20 protein-coding genes are annotated in these 20,200 nt (G+C 34.0%); 9 read left to right on the forward strand and 11 right to left on the reverse strand.

The window, feature by feature from the left end:
* Positions 1-125 precede the first annotated feature (125 nt).
* Positions 126-1,397 (reverse strand): serine--tRNA ligase, encoded by a 1,272-nt coding sequence (serS, locus tag FA048_RS00715; protein WP_136838085.1) that lies wholly within the window; start codon positions 1,395-1,397, stop codon positions 126-128.
* Positions 1,398-1,506: 109 nt separating this feature from the next.
* On the opposite strand from serS, the gene rsmI reads away from it, so the two are divergent.
* The 6 genes from rsmI to FA048_RS00745 all read left to right on the forward strand — a co-directional run bounded on the left by rsmI (position 1,507) and on the right by FA048_RS00745 (position 5,888).
* Positions 1,507-2,247 (forward strand): 16S rRNA (cytidine(1402)-2'-O)-methyltransferase, encoded by a 741-nt coding sequence (rsmI, locus tag FA048_RS00720; protein WP_136838086.1) that lies wholly within the window; start codon positions 1,507-1,509, stop codon positions 2,245-2,247.
* The gene (locus FA048_RS00725; protein ID WP_136838087.1) at positions 2,231-2,869 is read left to right on the forward strand and encodes a PH domain-containing protein; all 639 of its coding nucleotides are present in this window, start codon (positions 2,231-2,233) and stop codon (positions 2,867-2,869) included. Before rsmI ends, FA048_RS00725 begins: the two co-directional genes overlap by 17 nt.
* Positions 2,870-2,968: 99 nt before the next feature.
* Entirely contained in the window at positions 2,969-4,591 is a 1,623-nt protein-coding gene (gene lnt, locus FA048_RS00730; RefSeq protein ID WP_136838088.1) for an apolipoprotein N-acyltransferase, read from the forward strand.
* A 1-nt stretch (position 4,592) separates the two neighbouring features.
* Positions 4,593-5,063, forward strand: a complete 471-nt coding sequence (locus tag FA048_RS00735; RefSeq protein ID WP_136838089.1) for a DinB family protein — start codon at positions 4,593-4,595, stop codon at positions 5,061-5,063.
* Positions 5,044-5,568 (forward strand): signal peptidase II, encoded by a 525-nt coding sequence (gene lspA, locus FA048_RS00740; RefSeq protein WP_225872440.1) that lies wholly within the window; start codon positions 5,044-5,046, stop codon positions 5,566-5,568. The genes FA048_RS00735 and lspA overlap by 20 nt, the downstream gene beginning before the upstream one ends.
* A gap of 62 nt (positions 5,569-5,630) precedes the next feature.
* Positions 5,631-5,888, forward strand: coding sequence for a YtxH domain-containing protein (locus FA048_RS00745; RefSeq protein ID WP_136838091.1), 258 nt, complete (start codon positions 5,631-5,633; stop codon positions 5,886-5,888).
* Between the two features lie 91 nt (positions 5,889-5,979).
* Here FA048_RS00745 and FA048_RS00750 read toward each other — a convergent pair whose 3' ends face one another.
* Together FA048_RS00750 and FA048_RS00755 are read right to left on the reverse strand one after the other, a co-directional pair.
* Positions 5,980-7,620, reverse strand: coding sequence for an NAD+ synthase (locus FA048_RS00750; RefSeq protein WP_136838092.1), 1,641 nt, complete (start codon positions 7,618-7,620; stop codon positions 5,980-5,982).
* Positions 7,621-7,662: 42 nt separating this feature from the next.
* Positions 7,663-8,331, reverse strand: coding sequence for a porin family protein (locus FA048_RS00755; RefSeq protein WP_136838093.1), 669 nt, complete (start codon positions 8,329-8,331; stop codon positions 7,663-7,665).
* A 25-nt stretch (positions 8,332-8,356) separates the two neighbouring features.
* On the opposite strand from FA048_RS00755, the gene gldB reads away from it, so the two are divergent.
* Complete coding sequence (gene gldB, locus FA048_RS00760; RefSeq protein ID WP_136838094.1) at positions 8,357-9,394, forward strand: gliding motility lipoprotein GldB; 1,038 nt, start codon at positions 8,357-8,359, stop codon at positions 9,392-9,394.
* A 53-nt stretch (positions 9,395-9,447) separates the two neighbouring features.
* Positions 9,448-10,239 carry a patatin-like phospholipase family protein gene (locus tag FA048_RS00765; RefSeq protein ID WP_136838095.1) on the forward strand — a complete coding sequence of 264 codons (792 nt, stop codon included), beginning with the start codon at positions 9,448-9,450 and terminating at the stop codon, positions 10,237-10,239.
* A gap of 158 nt (positions 10,240-10,397) precedes the next feature.
* On the opposite strand, the gene FA048_RS00770 is transcribed toward FA048_RS00765, so the two are convergent.
* The 5 genes from FA048_RS00770 to FA048_RS00790 form a co-directional block, all read right to left on the reverse strand.
* On the reverse strand, positions 10,398-11,120 hold the full coding sequence (locus FA048_RS00770) for a 2-phosphosulfolactate phosphatase (protein WP_136838096.1): 723 nt from the start codon (positions 11,118-11,120) through the stop codon (positions 10,398-10,400).
* A 79-nt stretch (positions 11,121-11,199) separates the two neighbouring features.
* Positions 11,200-12,279, reverse strand: coding sequence for a glycine cleavage system aminomethyltransferase GcvT (gene gcvT, locus FA048_RS00775; RefSeq protein WP_136838097.1), 1,080 nt, complete (start codon positions 12,277-12,279; stop codon positions 11,200-11,202).
* Positions 12,280-12,594: 315 nt separating this feature from the next.
* On the reverse strand, positions 12,595-14,190 hold the full coding sequence (locus FA048_RS00780; protein WP_169306791.1) for a DUF3472 domain-containing protein: 1,596 nt from the start codon (positions 14,188-14,190) through the stop codon (positions 12,595-12,597).
* 475 nt (positions 14,191-14,665) lie between these two features.
* The gene (locus FA048_RS00785; protein WP_225872441.1) at positions 14,666-15,856 is read right to left on the reverse strand and encodes a glycosyltransferase family 4 protein; all 1,191 of its coding nucleotides are present in this window, start codon (positions 15,854-15,856) and stop codon (positions 14,666-14,668) included.
* A gap of 28 nt (positions 15,857-15,884) precedes the next feature.
* Entirely contained in the window at positions 15,885-16,496 is a 612-nt protein-coding gene (locus FA048_RS00790) for a ribonuclease HII (protein ID WP_136838100.1), read from the reverse strand.
* Between the two features lie 75 nt (positions 16,497-16,571).
* Between FA048_RS00790 and FA048_RS00795 the strand changes: the two genes are divergently transcribed.
* On the forward strand, positions 16,572-16,916 hold the full coding sequence (locus FA048_RS00795) for a TfoX/Sxy family protein (RefSeq protein ID WP_136838101.1): 345 nt from the start codon (positions 16,572-16,574) through the stop codon (positions 16,914-16,916).
* A gap of 12 nt (positions 16,917-16,928) precedes the next feature.
* Here FA048_RS00795 and FA048_RS00800 read toward each other — a convergent pair whose 3' ends face one another.
* The 3 genes from FA048_RS00800 to FA048_RS00810 are packed head-to-tail and all read right to left on the reverse strand — an operon-like array spanning position 16,929 to position 20,172.
* The gene (locus FA048_RS00800) at positions 16,929-18,071 is read right to left on the reverse strand and encodes an ABC transporter permease (RefSeq protein WP_136838102.1); all 1,143 of its coding nucleotides are present in this window, start codon (positions 18,069-18,071) and stop codon (positions 16,929-16,931) included.
* A gap of 3 nt (positions 18,072-18,074) precedes the next feature.
* Positions 18,075-19,217 carry a glycosyltransferase family 2 protein gene (locus tag FA048_RS00805; RefSeq protein ID WP_136838103.1) on the reverse strand — a complete coding sequence of 381 codons (1,143 nt, stop codon included), beginning with the start codon at positions 19,215-19,217 and terminating at the stop codon, positions 18,075-18,077.
* The gene (locus FA048_RS00810; protein ID WP_136838104.1) at positions 19,195-20,172 is read right to left on the reverse strand and encodes a hypothetical protein; all 978 of its coding nucleotides are present in this window, start codon (positions 20,170-20,172) and stop codon (positions 19,195-19,197) included. Before FA048_RS00810 ends, FA048_RS00805 begins: the two co-directional genes overlap by 23 nt.
* Between the last annotated feature and the right edge of the window lie 28 nt (positions 20,173-20,200).

Consider the following 20,200-nt stretch of genomic DNA (forward strand, 5'->3'; position numbering starts at 1 on the left):
AAATTTCGAGGGCCTTTTTCGTTTAATATGTGTCCCGTCATACCCAACTGGATTGTGTATCTTAATGCTTAATGTTATTTTGTATCGCTTTAAGATTCCCGCTTTTGCGGGAATGACGATTCAGATTAATCAATTATATCAAACCCTGTATATTTCCTCAATACCTCTGGGATAACAATTCCATTTTCAGTTTGATAATTTTCTAAAATTGAGGCTACGATACGTGGTAATGCCAAAGCACTTCCATTTAAAGTGTGTGCCAATTGAGTTTTACCTTCTTTACCTTTAAAACGTAGTTTTAATCTGTTACTCTGGTAAGTTTCGAAATTTGAAACTGAAGATACTTCTAACCAACGTTGTTGAGCAGCACTCCAAACCTCCATATCGTAAGTCATGGCAGCAGTAAAGCCCATATCACCACCACATAAACGCAAAACGCGATAATGCAAGCCTAGTTCTTGTAACAACGATTGAACGTAAGCACTCATACCTTCTAAAATCTCATAAGATTGATCTGGATGAGCAATCTGCACTACTTCTACTTTGTCAAATTGATGAAGACGATTTAAACCACGAACATGCGCTCCATAAGACCCGGCTTCACGACGAAAGCATGGTGTATAAGCTGTGTTTTTAATAGGTAGCTCTTCTTCTTTTAAAATTACATCACGGTATAAGTTAGTAACCGGAACTTCAGCAGTTGGAATTAAATACAAATCATCAACTGTAGAATGATACATCTGCCCTTCTTTATCTGGCAATTGGCCCGTTCCAAATCCTGAGGCTGCATTTACCATGTGAGGCACTTGCATTTCTTTATAACCAGCAGCCGTTGCATGATCTAAAAAGAAATTGATTAAAGCACGCTGTAAACGGGCACCTTTCCCCTTATAAACAGGAAAACCGGCACCAGTTATTTTTACACCAAGTTCGAAATCAATAATATCATACTTAGCTGCTAATTCCCAGTGAGGTTTAGCCTCAATTGGTAATTGAGCTGGCTCTCCATGTGTTAAAACTACTTCATTTTCTTCGGGTGTTGCACCAGTTTTTACCAAATGATGAGGCAGATTTGGCAATTGAACCACTAAGTTATGCTGATTTGTTTCTAAATCATTTAGCTTTTCGGTAAGTGTTTTAATATTTTCTTTGTGAGTAGATGTTTGCGCCTTAATTGCTTCAGCTTCATCCTTTTTCCCACTACGCATCAGTTCACCAATCTGTTTAGCCGCAGCGTTAGCTTCTGCAGAAATATTATCTAACGAAGTTTGAGTTTGGCGACGTTCTTCATCTATGGAAATGATTTGGGCTACCAATTCAGGTTGTTTAAAATTACGCACACTTAAGCGCTCTAAAACTTTCTCTCTATTTTCGCGGATATAGTTAACTTGCAGCATTATTATATTTTTTTACAAAGATAGCAAGAGTTTTCAGTTTTCAGTTTGGAGTTTTCAATCGTAATTCTCAATCTTGATACTTGATACTTGATACTTGATACTTGATACTATGACAGGAAAACTATATCTCGTACCTACTCCCATTGGAAATTTAGAGGACATGACCTTTAGGGCTATCCGTATTTTAAAAGAAGCGGATGTAATTTTGGCTGAAGATACCCGAACAAGCGCACCAATGCTTAAGCACTTTGGCATTGATAAAAAAGCATATTCTCATCACCAACATAACGAACATAAGGCAACTTCAGAAATCATCAAATTCTTAAAAGAGGGCAAAAATGTAGCGTTAGTTTCCGACGCAGGCACTCCAGCTATCTCAGACCCCGGCTTTTTTTTAGTTCGGGAAGCTTTAAAAAATGAAATCGAGGTAAATTGTTTACCAGGAGCAACTGCTTTCGTTCCAGCTTTGGTTAATTCTGGTTTACCAAGTGATCAGTTTGTTTTTGAAGGATTTCTTCCTGTTAAAAAAGGGAGGCAAACACGTTTAAAATTATTGGCAGATGAAGAGCGAACGATGATTTTTTACGAAAGCCCGCATCGATTATTAAAAACCTTGGAAGAATTTGCTGAATTTTTAGGAGAAGATAGACAAGCGTCTGTGAGTAGAGAATTAACAAAAATTTACGAAGAGACTGTTCGTGGCACAATTATAGAAATAAAATCACATTTTGAAAACAATATATTAAAAGGAGAATTCGTAATTTGTGTTGCTGGAAAAATGGCGAGCAAGGATAAAGGACAAAAGAATAAGGACAAATACAAACAAGAAAAAAATGATTTCAATAGATAGATTTTTAAGTGACGAGCAAGACCCAAAAGCAGTAGAAAAAGTAATTGGGAAATTAAATGATTTATTAACCACAGGTGAAGAACTTTTATACTTAGCTGTACAAAAAAAACCTGCGGTAAACTTGTTGCCAGATAGCATTGCTATAAGCAATAAACGTATTTTTTATTGTGAGCCGGGAAATTTAGGCTTAACTATGAATTTTAAAGACATTTCTTGGAAAAACATTAAAGAAGTGTCTTTTAAGGAAGAATTTTTTGGCTCTAAATTCATTTGTGTACCACAACATGGTGAAAATATTGTAACAGAATTTATTCCAAAAATACAAGCTAGAAAATTACATCAAGCTGCTAACGAACAATTAGAAGGTTACAAAGAGATGCTTCGTCAGCAATTGCTAGAAGAAAATAGAGCATCTGCTGTCAATATTCCACTGCCTACTCAAAGTGTATTTCAATCTCCAATTGAAATTGAAGAAGCTGTTATTGTTCCTCAATCACAAATTGAAGAGTCAGAAGATGAAGCAACTTTAAAATTGAGAAAGCTAAAAACGCTTTATGATAAACAATTAATTACTCAAGAAGAATACGAAAATAAAAAATCTGCAATTTTAGATAGTTTGTAATCTTATTAAGTTTTGTCACGTTGAGCCTGTCGAAACGCAATTAATTCCTTTCGACAGGCTCAGGATGACAATTCAATTCAGCATGACGACAACATAACAATGAATAAAAAACAAACTTATCTTCTAGCGTTACTAAGTGCATTTTTAATGTGGTTGGCTTGGCCACCTCATATTTGGCTGGCCCCATTGTTATTAGTTGGCCTAGTCCCTTTATTTATTGCATTAGATAATATCATCACCCAAAACCAAAAGAAAACTGGTAAACGTATTTTTCTAACAGCCGGCTTAACTTTTTTGGTATGGAATACGGCTTCAATCTATTGGGTATTTAATGCTGTTAGTGCATTTAATGATGGAGTAACCGGAACAATTGTAGCTTTTTTTGTTTCACTTATTCCATACGGTCTAGGTGCCTTACTAATGACTTTTGCTTTCTGGTTGTACTATAGATTAAAATCTAAAGTATCGCCAATAGTTGCTTATGTTGGCCTCATTTGTTTTTATGTGTCAATGGAATACCTTCATGAAAGTTGGGATCTAGCTTTTCCATGGATGACTTTAGGCAATGGTTTCGCCGGCATGCACCAATTGGCACAATGGTATGAATACACTGGTGTTTATGGTGGTTCTGTATGGATTTTATTAAGCAATATTTTAGCTTTCGAAGTTTACAAAACTTGGATTAAAAAAGAGTCAAAACCTATTAAATCGATTACTTATTGGCTTTTAGCTGTATCAGTACCTATAGTATTTTCGTTATATACTTATTACAGTTATGAAGAAAAATCAGTGCCTATAAATGTAGTTACTGTTCAGCCTAATATTGATCCTTATGAGAAATATGGGAATATTTCTTCTTCAGAACAGCTTAGAATTTTAACTCATCTATCAGATTCTGTAGCCCAAGTCAATACTGAATACTTTATTTGGCCAGAAACTGCTATCCCCAGATATGCTGATGAAAACACAATAAGAAGTAATCCAGATTTTTTACAAGCCCAACAATTTTTAAGCAAATACAAAAACGGCACATTAATTACAGGTATTGAAAGTGTTAGGTTTTATGATGATAAAAAAACAATCTCCGCAAAAGTAAATTCTAAAGGAGGATTTTATGACAATTATAACTCTGCACTACAGATTGAAAATTCTGCTGAAGTAAAATTTTACCACAAATCTAAGCTCGTTCCCGGTGCAGAAAAGCTACCATTTCCTAAAGTTTTCTCTTTCATTGCTCCAGTATTTGATAAGCTTGGGGGTAGTGTTTCTGGATGGGGTTGGCAAGAAAATCCTGATGTTTTCTATTCACAAAGTGGAGTTGGAGTTGCTCCAGTAATTTGTTATGAATCTATTTGGGGAAGTTGGGTAGCAGAATCTGTTAAAAATGGCGCCCAATTTATAGCCATTATCACCAATGATGGTTGGTGGGGCAATACATCTGGTAAAGATCAACATTTATTATATGCTAAGCTAAGAGCAATTGAAACTCGTAGATGGGTGGTCCGTTCTGCTAATACCGGAATTTCTGGGTTTATCAACCAGAGAGGAGACATTACTCAAAAATCTACATGGTGGACACGAGCTGCTTTGAAACAAGATATTAATTTAAATGATACGATTACAACTTACGTAAACAATGGTGATTATTTAGCTAAAATAGCCTCCATATTAGGTTTTATTTTAGCGCTCATTATACCTTATAGAAAATGGATTAGAAAATAATATGAAAGAATTGCTTAAACAACAATATGAATTAGTTCTCTCTTCAAGAAATACACTTATTGAGTACCTTAAAACAATACGCAAGTCTGATTTATTAACTGAAAACAGCAGCTTTGGAAGAGGATCTATTCGTAATTTACTTGTTCATATTTGTGATACTTATGCAAGTTGGATTGGTCAAAGAGCTCTAGGAAAAGAAATTCTAATTTTTGAATTTAATAACTTTAAAAACATTGAAGAATGTTTAGCCTACTTTAGAAGTATAGATATTTATATAGCAGACTTTATCGTTAAGTTTGAGAATGATTATAACAGACCAATCGAAATTATAAAAAATGGAGAAGTATCTCTAATTAGCCCATTAACATTATTTACTCATGTTATCACGCATGAGTTTCATCATAAGGGCCAAATCATGTCGTTAAGTAGACATTTAAATTATATCCCTGTAGATGCAGACATCATTCGTTAAAATGAAAAATAGAAAAAACTTGCGCTTCATATTATTGCTAATTATGGTCGCCCTAAATATTGGTTGCGATCAGGTTTCTAAAATAATAGTGAGAGACAAAATTGGATATGATGAGCAAATTAACATCATTAAAAATCATTTTATTTTAACAAAAGTAGAAAATACAGGCGCGTTCTTAAGTGCGGGCAACGACTTACCAGAAGCAGTTAGATTTATCCTTTTAAGCATTTTACCTGTTTTTGTATTAGGTTATGGGCTATTCTATTTACTTTTTAAAAATGATTTGCCAAAAATTATGCAGATTGGTTTATGCTTTCTAATAGGCGGAGGCATAGGAAATGTAATAGACCGACTTTTATATGGTTCTGTTACAGACTTCTTACATATGGATTTTGGTCTATTTAGAACTGGCATTTTTAATTTAGCAGATGTTTCAATTATGATAGGAATTAGCATACTTATCATCCATTCGGTAAAGCAAAAAAACATGTTTAAACATCTATAAATCAATTAGTTAAATTATAATTTATTTTTTATATTTACATTTCACCTATAAAAATTAATATAATGTCAACTGAAAATCAAAAACCAGCAGAAGAAAAAGGTTTCTTCGATAACTTATCAGAAAAATTTGAAGAAATAAAAGACAAAGCGGAAGATCAATTTGAAGTATTAAAAGATCAGGCTGAAGACAAGTGGGACGAACTAAGCGAAGAGGCAAAACAATTAGCCTTAGAAGCTAAGATTAAGCTTTCAGCACTAAAAGACAAAGCAGAAGACAAGTGGGATGAGTTAAATGGTAATGATCCTGCAAAAGAAAGCTAATTAACAATAAAGCCAGACTTAGTCTGGCTTTATTGTTTAATGGTAATTTCTAAAAAATATTCTCTACAAATATGTTAAAGTAACGCTAAGATTAATCCATATATTTTCCAACAATGGGCATTCTTCTGCCCATACCAAAAGCCTTCGGCGAAACCCTCAAAATTGGTGGGGTTTGATAACGTTTAAATTCTGCCTGATTAACCATTTTCAAAACTCTTGATACAAGGGCTTCATCAAAACCTTGGGCAATAATAGCTTTAGAACCTTTTTGTAATTCTATATGCTGAAATAAAATTTGATCTAAAATATCGTATTCTGGCAACGAATCAGAATCTTTTTGATCTGGTCTCAATTCTGCAGATGGAGGTTTAACAATTGTATTTTCCGGAATAATTTCTCCATCCTTATTGATATATCTTGCCAATTGAAAGGCTTGAGTTTTATAAACATCTCCTATTACACCAATTGCTCCGCACATATCTCCATAAAGTGTTCCATACCCTACTGCACACTCGCTTTTATTAGAAGTGTTCAATAAAATATAGCCAAACTTATTAGACATTGCCATTAAGATAATTCCACGGCAACGAGCCTGAATATTTTCTTCGGTTAAATTTGGGGCTAAGCCAGTAAAAGGTTTAGCTAACATGTTATCAAATGCACTTGCCGCCTCTTTTATTTCAACAATTTCATGTTTACATCCAATGTTATTTACAAGGTCTAAGGCATCTTTAATAGAATGATCTGACGAGTACTTCGAAGGCATTAAAACAGCCATTACATTCTCTGCACCTAAAGCTTTACAAGCTAAGGCACAAACAATTGCAGAATCAATTCCTCCAGAGAGACCTAATACAGCTTTTGTAAAACCAGATTTTTTAAAGTAATCTCGGATACCGAGAATTAAAGCATCATGAATTTGAGAAATATCATCAGCCCTTTCTGCTGCTGGATATTTATTCTTTACATTTTGTACTTCATCTAAATCAAATACCTGCAGATCTTCTTCAAAATATTTCATTTCGGCCTTTACTGCTCCCGTTTCATCGAAAACTAAAGACCCACCATCAAATATAATTTCAGTTTGTGCACCAACCTGATTTACATAAAACAAAGGCAATTTGTACTTTTTGGCATTATCAGAAAGAATTTGAATTCGATCTTCATCATGGCGATAATTGAAGGGTGAAGCAGCAATATTAATCATCAAATCAGGTGATTGTTTAATTAATTCATCCATCGGGCAGGAAACATACAAAGGATTATCATTGATATTCCAAAGGTCTTCACAAATGGTTAAAGCTATTCTTTTACCCTTAAAATCTATGCAAGTAAACTCATTGTGTGGTTCAAAATACCTGTATTCGTCAAATACATCGTAAGTTGGCAACAATGCCTTTTTAGTAATTTCTTTTATCTTGCCATCAGCAATAAAATAAGCAGCATTGTATAAATCTTTACCGGCTAAAATTTCATTTTTAATAGGTAAGCCAACAATACAAGCAATGTCTATACAATGTTTTGCAATTTCATGTGCAGCTTCATCACAAAGGGATATAAAATCTGCAAACTCTAAAAAATCACGAGGTGGATAACCGCAAATTGCCAATTCTGCAAATACCACAATATCCGCTCCTTTAGCTTTTGCTAAAGCAATATTTTCAATAATGTGTTTAGTGTTTTTTTCAAAATTACCAATATGGTAATTCAATTGGGCAAGTGCTATTTTCATTTTTATCTCGTCTTTATCTTCTGCTTTAGTCTCTTTGCTTCCTTAAAAGAAAACACCCAAATTTAAGGCTACATAATGATTTTTAACAGTATAACTATTTGTTGTAATATTTGTAAAGCCATTGTTTAATGTAACTCCTGCCATGATACTAGTTTTACCACCTACATTAAATTCACCACCACCACCAATAATTAAGCCTGCTCTATAAAATCTTGTCCAGTCTGATGAATTTACATCTTCTGAAACCACAGTATTTCCAGTTTTTGCATCTTCTCTTGAGCTTATTCTAATATCATTAGATAACCCAAACTGACCAAACCAACGCACGCCATTTATTTCAGAAGTTTTAAGCTTAATCGTCAGTGGTATTTCAACATATTGCATCATATATTTTATATCATAGGCTGAAGTTGGAGCGCTACCTAGTAGTAAATATTGTGAAGGATTAATTTCTGTGCTTTTACCGTTAATAGTTGTAATGGTTAATCCTGTTGAAAAGCTATAGTTCTCTGCAAAGTTAAAATCTCCTATTAAACCATAAGAAAACCCCAAATTAACGCCATTACCTTTACCTCCTTCAGCTTTGATAAATCCAAATGTTGGATGGGCAGTTAAGCCAAGTCTAAAGCCATAATTAGGGCCAGCATTTTGTTGAGCATATAAGTTAAGTGTAAAAAGTATGAATAGTATTGCGGTTACTGTTTTTTTCATGTTAATGTATTTATATTTGATATCAATGAACTATAACGTTAAACATCTTCAAATCTATCTATTTTTTATTTGTATAATAACAATTTTTTCTTGCAAGCAAGATAAAAGGCCAGACATTAGTAACATCAAACTAGCTATAAAAGTTCAACGTTTTGACCAAGATTTATATAATGGCAAAAATAAAAATCTGCTTCAAACTGATTTTTTATTGAATAATAAATATGGTAATTTTTACAACGATTTTATCCATAAAATGGTTGGCACACCCGAATTAAAAGGAACAGAAGTATTATCCATCCTATACAAAGACCAAGCTTATACAGATTTAAATAAAGAGGTTGATAGTGTTTATCCAAATCTTACAAAAGTAGAAAAAGACTTAAGTGAGAGTTTTAAATACATTAAACATTATTATCCCAATACAAAAGTTCCAAAATTTATTTCTTACTTATCAGGATTTGCTTATCAAGTAATTTTAGCCGATGATTATATGGGTATTGGCTTGGATATGTTTCTAGGAGCGAACAGTAAGTTCTATCCAGCCATTGTTCAAAATGTACCCATGTATGCTTCCAGACGTTTTACTCCAGACTATATCGTTCCCCGAATAAATGAAGTATTTGCCAGAGAAGAGCTTTTTTTAGAACGAGATGAAGATCAAAACCTATTGTCTAAAATGATTTATAATGGCAAAATTCTATATTTCCTAGATCAGGTTTTGCCAGAGAACACCGCTGATTCTGTTAAAATTGGTTATACCAGCAAGCAGCTAGAATGGTGTAAAAATTATGAAGGAAACATTTGGGGTTTATTCTTGCAAAATGACTTATTGTACCAGAGTGATTTGCAGAAAATTCAGGTTTTTATAACTGATGGACCTTTTACACTTGGCATCGGGAACAAAAAGGAATCTGCACCAAAACTTGGTTTTTATGTGGGTTGGCAAATTGTAAAGAAATACATGTCAGAAAATCCTGAAATAACTTTACAGCAATTAATGGCAGAAACCGATGCACAAAAAATATTGACTAAATCAAAATACAAACCTAAAGAGAGCCAATAAACAGTTTGCAGTTGACAATTCGCAAATAACAATGTTGCAATTTAAATCTACCAATGAAACCATTAAAAGAAAAAAAGAAAATCGGTATCGTACTCTCAGGGGGTGGTATTAGAGGCATTGCCCATTTAGGGATATTAAAAGCTTTTACAAATTTAGGTATCGAATTTAGCCATGTTAGTGGTACAAGTGCAGGTTCTATTGCAGGCTCTTTTTATGCAGCTGGTATAGATCCAGAAGAAGGTTTAAACATATTTATCAAAACCAAATTATTGCGCTTTATCCGACCTGCATTAGGCTCTTTAGGATTGATTAACATTGAAAATGTAAGAGAGATTTTAAAAGATTACTTCCCTCATGATAAAATCGAAGACCTTAAAGTTCCATTAACTATTTGTGCAACAAATTTTAGTGAGGGCAATTTGGTTTATTTCACTAAAGGACCATTAATCAGAGCTATATTGGCATCAAGTTGCATTCCAGGAATTTTTAAACCTATCATGATAGAAAATCACATGTACGTAGATGGTGGGATTTTAAACAACTTTCCTGTAGAACCTTTACTTAACAATTGCGATTACATTATTGGCTCATCTTGTAACCATTTAAAACCTGTTGATAAGATTACCAAAATATCAAGCTTAATGCAAAGAGCAGGTATCATGTCTATCAACCATGATATGGAACGCAAAGCTAAATTTTGTGATTTAATGATTGAACCCCAAGGAATGGGAGAAATTAGCACTTTTGACATGAAAAAGGCAGAGACTATTTATTGGTTAGCTCATGAAGAAGCTTTAAGAGCAATTAAAAATAGTGAGACTTTTCAAGAATTGTTAAAAGGTTAAACCCCAAACTCCTAAAGGGGCTTTTCCTTTCCGGCGTTCATACATTATAGCAAGCTGAGTTGATAAACTTAAAACTATAGTAATATAATATATCTTGAGGAGTTGATTTTAATTATATGGCTTTTACATCATACATTCCCGCCTTACTAATTCCCCCTTTAGGGGGTTAGGGGGCTGGCCACTAACCTAGTCCCTTCCAAAACAGGTATAGCTGTACACAAATCCAACCTCAAGCAAAACTGTACATCTTCCTCAATATTCAATGCTGCCAACCTGTGGCTATGAGACGATTTATGTAGATAACTTCTAAGATCATCCTTAGCCATTAAATACATGTCTTCGGCAACTACACAAGCGTCATCACTATGTGTAAAATCATTTCGTAAAACATTAACAACAGCACCTGCAAATAAGGTATCCTCTAAGTTAAAATTATCCTTCCAGCCAGAACAAAGCAATAACACGTTTTTATCTTGAGCCTTTAACCAGTTGCATAAAGACGTTAAGTTTAAAAAAGAACCAATCAACACTTTATGCGCTCTTTCTTGTGCCATATGCAAAGCCTTAGTGCCATTTGTAGTAGTTAAAACTACTGTTTTGCCTCCAACTTTTTCCTTCGTGTAAGAAAATGGAGAATTCCCAAAATCGTAACCAGCAACCACTTCCCCATTTCGCTCTGCAGCCAGTAAAAAACCTTTATCAGCATAAGCCAAGCAATCTTCTACGTGTGCAACGGGAATAATTGCTTCTGCCCCATTATCAATACCGTAAGTAATAGATGATGTTGCCCTTAAAATGTCAATTACCACTACAATACTATTTTCAATATTGTAAAGGTGCAACAAGGCAGGTGTAAGGCAAACTTCAATTGTTCTAGACATAATTGGGTTGTGAGTTATGAGTTGCGAGTTGCAAGGCTAGGCACTTAGACCCATAACCTGTAACCCACAACCCTTAACATTACTTATAAAATGGAAACTTAACTATTTTTGCCTTAACCTTGTTATTTCTAATATCAATAAAGATTTCCGTGCCTTCTTTCGCCAGTTCTTTGGTTACATATCCCATACCAATCGCTTTTTGTAAAGATGGAGACTGTGTGCCCGAAGTAACTTTACCAATCACATTTCCTTCTGCATCTACAATTGGGTAATCATGACGAGGAATACCTCTATCAATCATTTCGAAACCAATTAACTTACGGCTAACGCCTGCTTCTTTTTGCGCTTGTAAAGCTTCTGCATTGGTAAAAGGTTTGGTAAATTTAGTAATCCATCCTAAACCCGCTTCAATTGGCGAAGTTGTATCGTCAATATCATTGCCATATAAACAGAAACCCATTTCTAAACGTAAAGTATCACGAGCAGCCAAACCAATTGGTTTAATGCCATATTCTGCTCCAGCTTTAAAAATTGCATCCCACATTTGGTCAGCATGTTCATTCTCGAAATAAATCTCAAATCCACCAGCACCAGTATAACCAGTTGCCGAAACAACTACGTTATCTACACCCGCAAAAGTGCCTTTTTTGAAAGTATAATATTCCATCGATGCTAAATCGATAGCTGTTAAACTTTGTAAAGCATCTGCAGCCTTAGGACCTTGAATTGCCAATAATGAAGTTTTATCTGAAATGTTATGCATTTCTACATTGGCAGTATTAAACTGTTGTATCCAGTTCCAATCCTTTTCTATATTACTTGCATTAACTACTAACATGTAGCTTTTTTCGTCTATGCGATAAACCAGTAAATCATCAACAATACCACCATCTTTATTAGGCAAACAAGAATACTGAACCTTCCCATCATGCAATTTAGAGGCATCATTACTGGTTACTCTTTGTATCAAATCTAAGGCATTCTCGCCTTTCAAAATAAACTCGCCCATATGGCTCACATCAAAAACACCCACTGCGTTTCTAACCGTAGCATGTTCTACATTAATGCCTTCATATTGTACGGGCATATTATAACCAGCAAAAGGCACCATTTTAGCGCCCAATGAAATGTGTTTATTTGTTAATGCGGTATTCTTCATTTAAAATTGATTTTGTTTAAATTCTGTTAATGTCCTTCCACTATGTTTAGGTGATATATTATTAACAGAACAGGGTGGGCAAAAATACTAAGAATAGCTCAATGTTTTTAGACTATTATGTGATTTGTCTTGCTGAGCTTGTTGAAGTATCTAAAGAAGTGTCTTCTGTATTTAAAATTTGAAAAGAAAAACTGTAGGGTCTAATTAAGACAACCACCAGTTTAAGTAGACTGTTCGATTGCTTTTAAACAATTCGAACAGCCATACTTTATTTAGTTATGCACTATAGTAATAATTATTATCTATTTAACTCTATTATGGGGTAACAATTGACCATTTTTGTTTACTACTACCAGAAGTTAGAGACCAAAATTTAACTAAAGAGCCATTAGTAGTACCATTTACAGAATCTAAATATTTACCGTTTGTACGGTTGATAATATGGTAATAACCATCACCAGTTGACACTAATGACCACTGCTGATTTGTACCTGAGTTATCACTATATTGAACTACAGCAGAGCCATCAGCTGTATTATTACTACTATCTAAAGACTTGCCAGCTGCACTTAAACAGCTTATTCTGTAATAACCATTAACAAATGTAATTACCCATTTTTGATTGTTGCTAACTTTAGTTGTATATAACCTCACTCCGGATCCGTTTGTTGTTACACCATTATTGTCTAATGATTTTCCGGTAGCAAGATTTACAAGCTTATAAGTTCCATTGGCAATGGGAGTTGGATTTGTGGTAAATGCACCAACAACAGCAGTAGAAACTTGATTGAAAATATCGGTTATAGTAACTCTTGCGGTGTAATTACCATTTGCTAATGCAAGAGGAATGATTGCACTTCTTTTCTCAGGCAAATTATAATTAACTGTATTAACTACAGCTCCTGCAGCATTTAGGATTTCTACTTTAGATGAAAATTGTGGACTTTTTGTCTGATCTACAACCCAATTTACAGTGACAGAGCCACTATTGTAGCTAGCCGAGACCGAAGAAATAGTACCAGTTGTAATAATTGGTGCACTCCCTTGATTTGTTTGCACAGGTAGATCAAGAGTACGGCCACTTCCAAATGCTGCACTTGGCGTAACGTTTCCACCGTGTTCCATAAAGTAAGCATCTTCATTTGCATCATAACCAGCATTAAAGGCTCTATCATAAATTCCGTTTCTATATAAATCATTAGCGTTTGCACTAAACGCTCTAGAGCTATGTTTTTCCCATTGGTTACCCTCTGTTAAATTCCAAGCATCTTTAAAGAACGCCTTCCTTACATATCTACCATCATATTGAAATCCTTCCCAATTTTCTAAAAAAGCATCAATATTCTTACCCAAAAAATTGCTTCGTTCGGGGATTGTTAGTGTAGCGGTATGAAACCATTTGTTATCTGATAGGTTTTGAATAAAAGTTGCTATATATAACTTGTTGTTTTCCTTCCATGACCTTAATACCATATTGTACCAAACATTAACAGTCCAACGATACGGATTAATTGTTTTTACACCATCACCTTCACCGCCAAATCTGCTACTAATGGTATTGGGGGCAATATAAGATGCGGTAGCTAATACATTACCGGCAGTACTTGGGTCCCACATAGATGAAATAAGAACATTTGGTGTACCGTATGCTATATCTGAAGTTTGTTGAATGCCAGCATATGCACCATCATAAATAAGGACAGAAAAATAAGAAGAATTAGCAGATTGAGTAACCTTAACTTTATGCATTTTAAGTATTGCATCGTTAGCAAAAGTAAACGTAAGGTACTGAGAGGGCGCCGCATTTTCAGATCCAGCACTTGCTACACTAGTTTTACCAAAGTTTTTTAATTTGTTTGAGGCAGAGTCCGTTAATGAAGTCTCCAATCCTTCGCTTTTTTTGCAGCCCATACAGAGAAAGGCAAGAAGAAAAACGAAAATGTAATTTAGTTGTTTTAATTTCATGGTAGGTTTAAATTAATTAGTGATTAAGTTTATAATAACTTAAGTTAGCTATGTAATTGGAACCTATTTGTTTTAACACCACACAAACGTTTGCATTATAAATGTTTATTAACAGCCAAAATGTGATTTATTAGGCTTCCTTAATTTATTATTATTCATTAATTGATAATTTTTAAATCTATCGCATTTAAACTGTACACAAACGTTTGATTACTTTCTGTGTCGTACTAGAAGATTTTGAAATTAGTCTTCGACAGGCTCAGACTGACAGATTAAAAACATGGCTGTTCTAGATTAGTGGTCTTCAACAGGCCCAGACTTGACAAATTAAAAAACATAGCTGTTTGAGAAGTGGTGGCCCTCGACATGTTCAGCTGATAGATTAAAATCTTTAACAGTTTTAGATTTAATCGTACCTGCGCTAACTCAAAATCAAAATCTCATAAATAGCTAGCATCCGCTTTGCGTTACTATTAATTTCATGGTCTCTCTCTACCGTTTTGCGAGCATTTTTACCAATATCTTGCCACTTATTCGGCTGTGTAATGCATTGGAGAATTGAGCGATAAAATTCATCTGGGGTATCCGCAATCATAATATTTTTACCGTTTTCACAGTTGATTCCTTCAGCAGCCATTGTTGTAGCAATGATACATTTTTGCATGGCCATACCTTCAATAATCTTCACCCTCATTCCGCTACCAGAAAGCAAAGGCACAATCATAATTGCTTTAGAGTTCATAAATTCAACCGCATCAAAAACTTCACCTTCAACAATTAAATTTTCAGAATCGTAATCGAAAAACTGCTTTTGCATGTTCTTTCCCGCAATGTAAAATCGAAGTTCACCGCTTAATTTTTCTATATCTGGCCAAATCTCATCCAAAAACCATTCTAAACCTTCTTTATTTGGTCGCCAATCCATTGCCCCTAAATGAAACAGCGTAGGGAAACTAGTTTTCGTAACATCTACATTGTATTTCTCAAAATCTATCGCAACAGGAAAAACATCTAATCGGGTCTGACATCCCAATCTTAAAATATTCTGTCGATCTGGTTCACTAATAGCAAATACTTGATGAAATCGATTGATTTGTTCGGTCTCGTAAACTTTTAATCTGCGAGATAAAAATTCTAGGTATTTTCTTCGTGGCCTAAATTGTTCTCTTGCTGCTAACTTTTCCCAAACATCAAACTCTATATTATGTGCCCTATAAATCAGCTTTGCTTTACTGTGTTCTTTAATTGTATCTAAATAAGGAACAACAAACAAGCCTTCAAACTGAACAATATCAAACTCTTGTTCTCTTAAAACATTTTCTAAAAGCTTCTCTGCATCTTCATCATAAAAACGAGAAACATTGTAAGATTGGTTAGAAAATATGTTGAAAAATGCACCCCAAATATTTACTTCAGTATCAATATTAAAAGAATGAAAATTGATTTTCTCAAACACTGGATCGTAAATATCATCTACATCTACATTGTGTTTAGAGGCATTTATGCTAAATAAAGTAACGTCGACCCCTAATTTAAGCAAACCTTTTATGGTATTATAAACCACAATGGGATAACCACTATTTGGTGGAAAGGGGACTCTATTGGTTAGCATTAAGACTTTCACAAGGTGAAAGTACGAATTAAACTTCTGCTTCGAAAGAAAGAGTTAATTGAGGATCGCTAACATTAAAAGTTTTACGATGGAATGGTGATAAACCAAGTTCTATTACAGCATTTCTATGTGCTATTGTAGGATATCCCTTGTTCTGTTTCCAATTGTAATGCGGAAAATCTAGATGAAGATTTGCCATATATTCATCTCTATGTGTTTTGGCCAAAATGGAAGCTGCAGCAATATTTAAATACTTGCCATCGCCTTTAACAATACAGCAATGTGGAATTTCTGGATAGGCTTTGAAACGATTACCATCAATAACAAGATGTTGTGGAATAATCATTAATTTTTCTATGGCCCTGTGCATTGCTAAAAAAGATGCATTTAAAATATTAATTTCATCAATTTCTTCGTGATCTACAAACGCTACAGCCCAAGACAAAGCCTCTCTTTCTATAATTGGTCTTAATTCTTCACGTTGTAAATGTGTTAGTTTTTTAGAATCATCCAAACCTTCCAAATAAAAATCTTTAGGTAAAATTACGGCAGCAGCCGAAACAGGACCAGCTAAGCAGCCTCTACCAGCTTCATCGCAACCAGCTTCAATTAATTCTATATGATAACAGTTTAATAACACAATGCAAATTTAAATAATAACGATCAATTTTTGCGAAAAGGATATTAAAGTTTAAATTAGTTTTAAACAAGTGATATGCTTTATAATGAAGAATTGGCTAACAGAGTTCGAACTCAACTGGCACATTTACGTCGAGTAGAAGAAAAGCAGATGTTTAGCGGCTTAGTTTTTATGGTAGATGGCAAAATGTGTATTGGCGTTTCGGCTAGTGAGTTAATGGTGAGAATGAACCCTGATTCGGTTGATGAAATTGCAGATTTAGATGGTTGGCGACAAATGATTCATGGCAAAAAACCAATGAAAGGTTATGTTTTTGTATCTGAAGATGTTCTTGTGAAAAATGAAGACTTAAAATTTTGGATCGATTTAGCCTTAACGTTTAATCCATTAGCAAAGTCATCTAAAAATAAAACAAGCTGACAATTCAGTTATTTAAACCGTAACATTTTGGCCTTTTACATCAAAAGCATCGCGTAAGCCAATTGCTATTAAGTTAAATGCATAAACAGTTAACATAATGGCTAATCCTGGTAAAATGGCTAAGTAAGCTGCATCCATAATGATATAACCATAATGTTCTTTAATCATTGTTCCCCAACTTGGCATGGGTGGTTGTGCTCCAAAACCTAAAAAGCTTAATCCCGTTTCTAATAATATAGCCGATGCAAAATTTGCAGAAGCTACTACTAGAATTGGGCCTGCAACATTTGGCAATATGTGTTTAATAATTGTTCTGGCTGTAGAAAAACCCAAGGCCTTTGAGGCTTCAACAAACTCAACCTCTTTTAAAGACATTACCTGTCCACGAACTAAACGAGCCACATCAACCCAAGTAGACAAACCTACGGCGATAAATATTTGCCAGAAACCCTTACCTAGAGCAAATGAAATTGCAATAACTAAAAGTAGCGATGGTAATGACCAAACTACATTCATAAACCAACTAATAGCAGCGTCTGTTTTGCCACCAAAGTAGCCTGCAATTGCTCCTAAACTTACCCCTATAAACAAAGAGATAAGTACAGCCATTAAACCTACGGAAAGTGAAACACGAATACCAAGTATCATTCTGCTTAACATATCTCTGCCATATACATCTGTCCCTAACCAAAAGGTTTGTTTATAAACATAATTATCATTCAGGTACTGGGCTGCTGTTTGTCCGGCAGGGAGAGTAGTATTAGAAGAGAAAAAATTAGTAATAGGAAATCTCTTTTCTATGGGCTTTTCATCGTCACCAACATATTCATAAGCAATAACTTCCTGATCTGTTACCCTCACAGAAGTTATTGGGATGCTTTTAAAATTTGCTTCTTGACCAAAAAACATTTTTTCTAAAACATTTACTTGTTTCAAATTCTTATCCTTACTAGTTATTAAGAATTGAAATGTTCTACCAGGTTTAATCTTATTTAATTGCAAGCGTTGGGTATTGGCATAAGGAGTTTGGTCTGGAATAATAAGATAACCCAAAATTCCCATCAGCATTAACAATGAGATGAAAATTAATCCACCAAACGCAAGTTTATTGCGTTTAAATCTTTTCCATACTTTTTTCGAAGGACTATTATTCATGACTTATTTAACCATTCTGCCTTTCCAACTGTACCTGCCAGAATTACCAGCAATGCCAATGTAAACAATGTACAAAATATGTAATAGACTTAATATTGGCAGTAAAACTAATAATTGTTTTCTTTTAAAGAAACTTGTAATGCTACTTAAAAAAGCGGATTCCATTCCCATTTTAAAAATAAGCTGAAATACTAAAAAACGAATACTATCTCCGTTAGGAAAAACAATTGCCAGTATTGCATTTAAAATAATACTAAGATTAAATAACCAAATACTAATTCCTAGTATAATCACAGATTTCTCTTTATACCTTGTACTTTTTGATGCCCATCTTTTACGTTGTTGTATCAGTTCAACAAGTGTGGGCTTAGCATGGGTATAAACAATAGCATCGGTGTTTTTTAAAAACCCAATCTTTCCTTCATAAATAGCTGCCATTTTGTGAAGTAATAATTCATCGTCTCCAGAGGCTAAATCATCAATACCTTTAAAGCCTCCAACTTCGAAAAAAGCTTCTCTTTCATAAGCTAGATTTGCTCCATTGCATGTACTTGGGTTTTTATTGCCAATAGTTGAGGCACCCAAACCAATTAAATAAGAAAACTCTAAGGTCTGTAATCTTTCAAAAAAGCTTTTTTCTTCAAAATAGGCCACAGGGGAAGAAATCATTTTATAAGCATTGATTTCGTAACAGTTAACGATAGTTTTTAACCAATTTTCTCCCATCCTACAATCTGCATCTGTGGTAATTATTAATTTCCCTGTAGATTGCCCTATTGCAGTTTGTATTGCTTTTTTCTTGTAAGAATTTAAGGCATTGGCTTCATTTAATTGGATTAATTTTACCCCTTGGTTTGCATAAGCTGATATAATTGCTGACGTTCTATCTGTTGAATGATCATCTATGACGATAATTTCCATTAAAGCCTTATCATAGTTTTGTGCCAAAATATCATCAATGGTCTTTCCAATTAGCTTTTCTTCATTTCTGGCTGCAATTAATATAGAAACTTTGGTTTGGGCAGGACTTTCATCATGCTTAAACAAGTCTAATTTTGCCCAGCCTCTAATAAATGTAGCCACTACAAATACATAGATAATGGTAAGAAAAACAGAAAAATAACTAAGTGCGCTGATTACCTCCAAAGAAATTGAGTTTAAAAACGAAATAAGTTCCTAATATAGCAGGAATAATGATATTTATAAGCCAAATACTTGCAATACATGCAACTACAGCAGCATTTTCTTGGGTAACATACTTAAAGAAAAACAATGCAGTTATACTTCTAATGCCAATATCTAATAAATCTAGAGACGGTAGTGATGATTGAACAAAGAACAATATACTAACCAACATTACAATATCTAAAAAGTTAATAGTTGGAACAAGCCATAAAAACATAATGAAATATTGAGTACTAAACACAGCGTATCTTGCCAAACAAAAAAGCAATATTTTAAACAATTCAACTTTTTTATACCGAGCCAAGATGGAATAGAACTTTTTATACTTACGTGTAAATCGCATAGCTAATAAAATACCGTTTAACCATTTGATATTGAAGTAAAAAACAATAAAAAACATACAAAAAGCAGTGGCTAAAGCAAATACCGCTAACAATAACCTATGATCAATTGCTGTAAATCTGTATACAAAAATACATACTGCAATTGCACCAAAAACATTAGTTAAAACCAATTGCCCAATATTGCCAACTGCCATTGCTACAACCCCAATAATTCTTCTTTTTGGGGAAAGAAAAAACACCCTTCCACCGTATTCTCCAAGCCTATTAGGTGTAAAAACTGCCCAGGTCAACCCACAAAAAACAGATTCAATAGCTAGCCATAAGTTAATAGGCTCAATAGGCTTAATTAATCTTTTCCATTTAAATGCCTCTAAACCCCAATTAATCAACATTAAGCCCATAACTGTAGAAAGTACGACCCAGATTTGAACCGTTGGCATTTCGTTAATAAGCACTAAAAATTCTTTTAAGTCTTTATGCCCAATCAATTTTGCATAAATAAACCAGAAGGCAAAAACTACAATAGCAATTTTAATTAGAATAGAGAATATCTTTTTATATCGAGTTGTCAAATTTTTACTTTTTGTCTGTGCAAATATG

Origin of the sequence: Pedobacter polaris, assembly GCF_005116505.1 — a bacterium.
In the GTDB taxonomy this organism is placed as follows: domain Bacteria; phylum Bacteroidota; class Bacteroidia; order Sphingobacteriales; family Sphingobacteriaceae; genus Pedobacter; species Pedobacter polaris.

What these genes read in the sequence shown, in the direction of transcription:
- FA048_RS00755 (WP_136838093.1), bottom strand. Translation starts at nt 8,331, where the DNA reads ATGAAAAAAACAGTAACCGCAATACTATTCATACTTTTTACACTTAAC.
- FA048_RS00785 (WP_225872441.1), bottom strand. Translation starts at nt 15,856, where the DNA reads ATGCTAACCAATAGAGTCCCCTTTCCACCAAATAGTGGTTATCCCATT.
- FA048_RS00795 (WP_136838101.1), top strand. Translation starts at nt 16,572, where the DNA reads ATGCTTTATAATGAAGAATTGGCTAACAGAGTTCGAACTCAACTGGCA.
- rsmI (WP_136838086.1), top strand. Translation starts at nt 1,507, where the DNA reads ATGACAGGAAAACTATATCTCGTACCTACTCCCATTGGAAATTTAGAG.
- FA048_RS00780 (WP_169306791.1), bottom strand. Translation starts at nt 14,190, where the DNA reads ATGGGCTGCAAAAAAAGCGAAGGATTGGAGACTTCATTAACGGACTCT.
- FA048_RS00770 (WP_136838096.1), bottom strand. Translation starts at nt 11,120, where the DNA reads ATGTCTAGAACAATTGAAGTTTGCCTTACACCTGCCTTGTTGCACCTT.
- gcvT (WP_136838097.1), bottom strand. Translation starts at nt 12,279, where the DNA reads ATGAAGAATACCGCATTAACAAATAAACACATTTCATTGGGCGCTAAA.
- lspA (WP_225872440.1), top strand. Translation starts at nt 5,044, where the DNA reads ATGCAGACATCATTCGTTAAAATGAAAAATAGAAAAAACTTGCGCTTC.
- FA048_RS00745 (WP_136838091.1), top strand. Translation starts at nt 5,631, where the DNA reads ATGTCAACTGAAAATCAAAAACCAGCAGAAGAAAAAGGTTTCTTCGAT.
- FA048_RS00725 (WP_136838087.1), top strand. Translation starts at nt 2,231, where the DNA reads ATGATTTCAATAGATAGATTTTTAAGTGACGAGCAAGACCCAAAAGCA.
- FA048_RS00735 (WP_136838089.1), top strand. Translation starts at nt 4,593, where the DNA reads ATGAAAGAATTGCTTAAACAACAATATGAATTAGTTCTCTCTTCAAGA.
- FA048_RS00800 (WP_136838102.1), bottom strand. Translation starts at nt 18,071, where the DNA reads ATGAATAATAGTCCTTCGAAAAAAGTATGGAAAAGATTTAAACGCAAT.
- lnt (WP_136838088.1), top strand. Translation starts at nt 2,969, where the DNA reads ATGAATAAAAAACAAACTTATCTTCTAGCGTTACTAAGTGCATTTTTA.
- FA048_RS00765 (WP_136838095.1), top strand. Translation starts at nt 9,448, where the DNA reads ATGAAACCATTAAAAGAAAAAAAGAAAATCGGTATCGTACTCTCAGGG.
- serS (WP_136838085.1), bottom strand. Translation starts at nt 1,397, where the DNA reads ATGCTGCAAGTTAACTATATCCGCGAAAATAGAGAGAAAGTTTTAGAG.
- gldB (WP_136838094.1), top strand. Translation starts at nt 8,357, where the DNA reads ATGAACTATAACGTTAAACATCTTCAAATCTATCTATTTTTTATTTGT.
- FA048_RS00750 (WP_136838092.1), bottom strand. Translation starts at nt 7,620, where the DNA reads ATGAAAATAGCACTTGCCCAATTGAATTACCATATTGGTAATTTTGAA.